At 63.4% G+C, this 4,638-nt stretch carries 3 protein-coding genes; all 3 read left to right on the top strand.

The features are described 5' to 3' along the window. Positions 1-115: 115 nt before the first annotated feature. The 3 genes from IRZ12_RS15785 (at position 116) to IRZ12_RS15775 (ending at position 4,504) form a co-directional block, all read left to right on the top strand. Positions 116-715, top strand: coding sequence for a hypothetical protein (locus IRZ12_RS15785; RefSeq protein WP_296470426.1), 600 nt, complete (start codon positions 116-118; stop codon positions 713-715). A 281-nt stretch (positions 716-996) separates the two neighbouring features. Beyond that, complete coding sequence (locus IRZ12_RS15780; RefSeq protein WP_296470423.1) at positions 997-1,950, top strand: glycosyltransferase family 9 protein; 954 nt, start codon at positions 997-999, stop codon at positions 1,948-1,950. A 331-nt stretch (positions 1,951-2,281) separates the two neighbouring features. Continuing rightward, positions 2,282-4,504, top strand: coding sequence for a mechanosensitive ion channel domain-containing protein (locus IRZ12_RS15775; RefSeq protein ID WP_296470420.1), 2,223 nt, complete (start codon positions 2,282-2,284; stop codon positions 4,502-4,504). The last annotated feature ends 134 nt before the right edge of the window (positions 4,505-4,638 follow it).

The raw sequence follows: 4,638 nt of genomic DNA, 5'->3' as shown, positions 1-4,638 counted from the left end.
AGCGTTTGGCTGAATCCAGAGAAGGAAACGACCGTTATCCATGTGCATAGTGAACTAGAAGCAGCATGACTCATGTTCCAACTACATTGACAGACGCCGGGGGCGGGCCATTTACATGGACACGGACATGCTCGTGCTGTGCGACCTGGCAGAGCTGTGGCGCGTGCGCATGGCGCCGGGCAAAGTCCTCACGGGCAAAGGGCGCAAGCACTCGTGGCGCTTTTGCGTGGCTGTCTGGGATTGCGCCGCGGCGCGCGCCCATTTGCCGCCCATCGAACGCCTGCGCGCCGACCCGGACTCGCATCGACGCATGATGGAATACTTTTCCCAGCGGCCCGAACTCATCGAACCGATGGGTTCAGACTACAACAACATCGATGGCGAAAAGGCGGCGCTCGAGCAGATCCGGATCCTGCATTATTCCGACATGGGGACGCAGTTCAGCCACAAATACTCGTTCCCCAGGCTGCAGCAAGAGGGGCGCAGGCATTGGTTCGACGGCCAGGTGCTACCCCATCCCCGGGCCGACCTTGCCGAATTGTTCGATCGTTACTATCACGAGGCGCTGGGCGCGGGATATGCGCTCGAACGCTACCGGGCGCCGCATGCCTTCGGTGAGTTGCCCAAGGCTTCGCAGCGCGATTACGCCGGCAACCACCGCACGCGCCGTCGTTCGTTCTGGTCACGCCTTGGGCTCGGCCGCTTGATGGGGTGACGTTTTTTCAGAGCTTCGCGGGGAGGCCGCCGCGACGACGGCTCTTGACACGTCCGCGCCTCGGATCGTGCAAATACCGCTCATCCGTGCATCGCGCCGGATATGCTTCAGCGCACGAGACGTTACGATAAAAAACAAGTTGCGACAGAGTGCTCGGTACAGTGGTACGGATGTCATCCAAGCACTGTGGAGTCGCCATCAAACAGGTTCCGTATCCGATACAGAGGGGCTGGTCCGTTGCCTTCGTGATGTCGCCGCGGATCGGAGATACGCTCATTTCGATGGTGGTCGCCAACAACCTGGCTCGCCACGGGGTGGACGTCACCCTTTACAGCGACCACCTGCATGACATGCGGAACTGGTTCCCCGGTTTCCGCATCGAACCCGCGTTGCGTCCGCCGCAGGCCCCCGCCGAGCTCGCGCGCCATGACATCGTGCTTCATGCTTATGAATCTGACGTGGTGGGCGATCATCCCCGCTGCTGGGTCATGGACCGGTGGCCGACGTATCGGCAGGTCAAACCCATGGTGGATATCCAGCTGGAGATTTGCCGAGAGTGTTTGGGCCTGCCCGATCCGCTCACGCGCGAGAACGGGCTGGTGCCGCCGGTCGATGCCGGTGGGGACAAGGTACGCAACCGGGTCGTCATCCATCCCACCGCGAGCGATCGCCAGAAGCAGTGGCTGCCCCGGCGTTTCCGGGAGCTGGCCCAGGTTTTGCACGGCCAGGGCTACGAGCCGTGTTTCGTGGTCGAGCCCAACGAACGCGCCGAGTGGGCGTGGGTGGAGAAGCAAGGGTTTCCTCTGGTCTCGTACGCTGCGCTGGACGATCTCGCACGCTGGTTGACCAAAGCGGGGGTCTTTGTCGGCAATGATTCGGGCATCGCCCACCTAGCCTCGAACCTGGGCGTTCCTGCCGTTTCCCTGGCCATGCGTCCGCGCATTGCCCGCAGGTGGGCCCCGGGGTGGGCGCCTAGCCTGGCGATTACCCCGCCTCCGGTAATGCCGGGCCGGTGGCTGCGCGAACTCTCCTGGAAATATCTGTTGTCGGTGCGCAAGGTGGAGAGGGCCGTGGAAGCCCTGCGCCGACGCGTCATGAACACGCCCCTGGCCTTTGGCGCTGACTTCGCGGGCGGGCCTCCCGCGCCGCTTGGCCGCCCGGCAAACACCCCCGCAAGCACTATGCTTTCGACCATCACCGATCGTTTGCCGGGTCCGCACCAACCTACTCCCTGAGCGCGGTTCCCACGCGCGCCTGGCTTTGTGGCTCGCGCACGCGGGGTTCCACTGGTGAAAACGCGTGCTGCGTCGATCGACGCGGCACGCTCCCGATTTGTCTCATCGGGCAGCCTGTTTTACGCTTTCCCATTTGCGGCGCCGGGGGCGCCTGCCTGCATTTTCCAGACTCGCTTTCTCATTCGGAGACTCTCTAGTGGTTCGACTCGCAACGACAGCATCCCTTTTGTCCTTGCCAACGCAGCGCGATGCTTCCCCGATCCGCCGCAAACTGTCGAAGCCCTGGCCGCTCCGTTTCCTCTTATTGTTAAGCCTGCTGTGTGCGTTGACCTTGGGCCGGCCGTCCTCGGCTGCCGATGCGGCCGGCGCGCAGGCGGCGCAGGCGCTCACGCCCGCCGCGCTGGCGGACGTGCTGGAAAACCCGGAAACCCGCAAGGCGTTGATCGAACAATTGCGTGCACAGGGACAGAGCGCTTCCCAACGGCAAGGCGAGCCTCCCGCAGGTAAGCCGGCCGGTGAAAGTCCCCCAGGGTGGCGGCAACGGATCACCGAGGGAACCCAGCGTTTCCTGTCTGGCCTAGTGCTGGACGTCGCGCAGGGGGCCTCCGATATCCGGGACTTGTTGTCCGGGAAAGGGCTGGGGCTGGAAGATGACGCGACGACGCAGGCTTTGCGGCGATTGGCGGTCGCGGTGGCAACGGCTCTCGTGGCGTTCGTGTTGATGCGCCTGGTTGCGCTGTGGATATACCGCCGCATCGATGATTGGGTGGCTGGCCTGGGATGGAACACGAAGGGTGGGCAGGAACCGGTAAGCATGCCGGTCCTCGTCCGGCGCGCGGGAGCCATTGCGGGTGCATTGGTCATTGACGTGCTGGTGGTTCTGCTCGCCGCCGGAGCCGCGTATGGCGTGGGCGTGTACGGCGGCCCGGGGGGCGGGGCTGTTGACCCCATCGTCGCAGTGTTTCTCAAGGCTTTTCTCGCCGTCGAGATCACCAAGGTCCTGGTGCGTACGGTTTTTTCGACGCGCTATCCGCATTTGCGCTTGCTGCCGATGTCGGACGACATGGCCAAGTATTGGAATGGATGGTTGATCGTCCTGCTCACGGCGGCCGGCTACGGGACGATGCTGGTCGATCCGGTGGTGTCGCTTGCGCTCTCGCGGGCCCTGGGGCGGCTGACCGGATTGATCATCATGCTGGCGGTCTATGTTTACGCGGTGCGCATCATCTGGCTCAATCGCCTTCACGTCAGAGAGAAACTGGCGCACAGCGGCGCCCGGACACTGACTTTCCTGGGTACCTCGCCGCGCTTGCTGGCGCGCGTCTGGCACTGGCTCGGGATCGGTTATTTCTCCGTGCTGTTGGTCGTGAGCCAGCTGGATCCGACCAATGCCTTGCCGTTCATGGTCACGGCAACGCTGCAGACGCTCGTGGCGGTAGGCGTGGGCAGCCTCGCCACCTTGCTGTTGAATAGCTTGCTGGCCAAGCCGATACGGATTTCCGATGAGCTGCGCCTGCGCCTACCCATGCTCGAAGCCAGGTTGAACGCATATGTGCCGACTGCGTTGCGGATCGCGGGCTGGGTGGTGCGCATCGTCGTCTTGCTCCTGGTGCTGGATGCCTGGCGTGCGTTCAACTTGTCCCATTGGCTGACCTCGGGCGCAGGGGCAGCCGCCATCGGCGTGGCCGTGAACGTGCTCATCGTCTTGTTGATCGCGGCGCTGACCTGGACCGTCGTTGCCAGCATCATCGAGCATCGCCTGCATGTTCGCGAGGGGCGGCCGCTGCCGACGGCCCGCGAGAAAACGTTGCTGTCGCTGTTCCGCAATGCCGCACTGATCGTCATCGTGACGATGACCGTCATGGTGGTGCTGTCCCAGATCGGCATCGACGTGGCGCCGCTGATCGCCGGGGCGGGCGTCGTCGGCCTGGCGGTGGGGTTCGGCGCCCAGAAGCTGGTGCAGGACATCATCACCGGGATTTTCATTCAGCTCGAGAACGGGATGAATGAGAATGACGTCGTCCAAGTGGCCGGCGTGTTTGGCACCGTCGAAAAAATGACGATACGTTCGGTGGGCATCCGGACTTTGGACGGCGGGTATCACCTCGTGCCCTTTTCGTCGGTAGACGTAGTCGCCAACCACATGCGCGATTTCTCCTATCACTTGGGCGAGTACACCATCTCGCATCGCGAGAACGTGGACGAGGCCATGCAGCATTTGCGCAATGCCTTTGCCGAACTGATGACCGACGAAGTGCTGGCGCCCGAGATACTCGAGGACATCGCTATTCCCGGCGTGACGGCCGTCAACGAGAAAGGCGTCACCATTCGCGTGTTGATCAAGACGAAGCCAGGCATGCAGTGGGCCGTGCAGCGTGGATATAACCGGTTGGTGAAAAAGCATTTCGCTGCCGCCGGCATCGAGCTTCCGTACCCGCACATGGTGGTGTACTTCGGGCAGGACAAGAGCGGGCATGCGCCGGCGGCCAGGGTGGAACTCGAGGCGCCGGCGCCTGCCGGCACGGCAACCCCGCGCACAGACGGCGCGGCGTAGGACCGTCGCAGCGGCACGCCTGGAGGCTCCCATCCGCGTGGCGGATGGGAGCCTCGGTCAGGCGGTCTCCTTGCGGTTGTTTCCTCCCTGGGGCGTCGTGCGTGCCTTGCCCCTCACTTTGTTGACTGTGTTAT

This window comes from Pigmentiphaga sp. (assembly GCF_019689535.1).
Classification (GTDB): Bacteria; Pseudomonadota; Gammaproteobacteria; order Burkholderiales; family Burkholderiaceae_B; genus Pigmentiphaga.
This window is presented reverse-complemented; position numbering and strand designations above follow the sequence as displayed.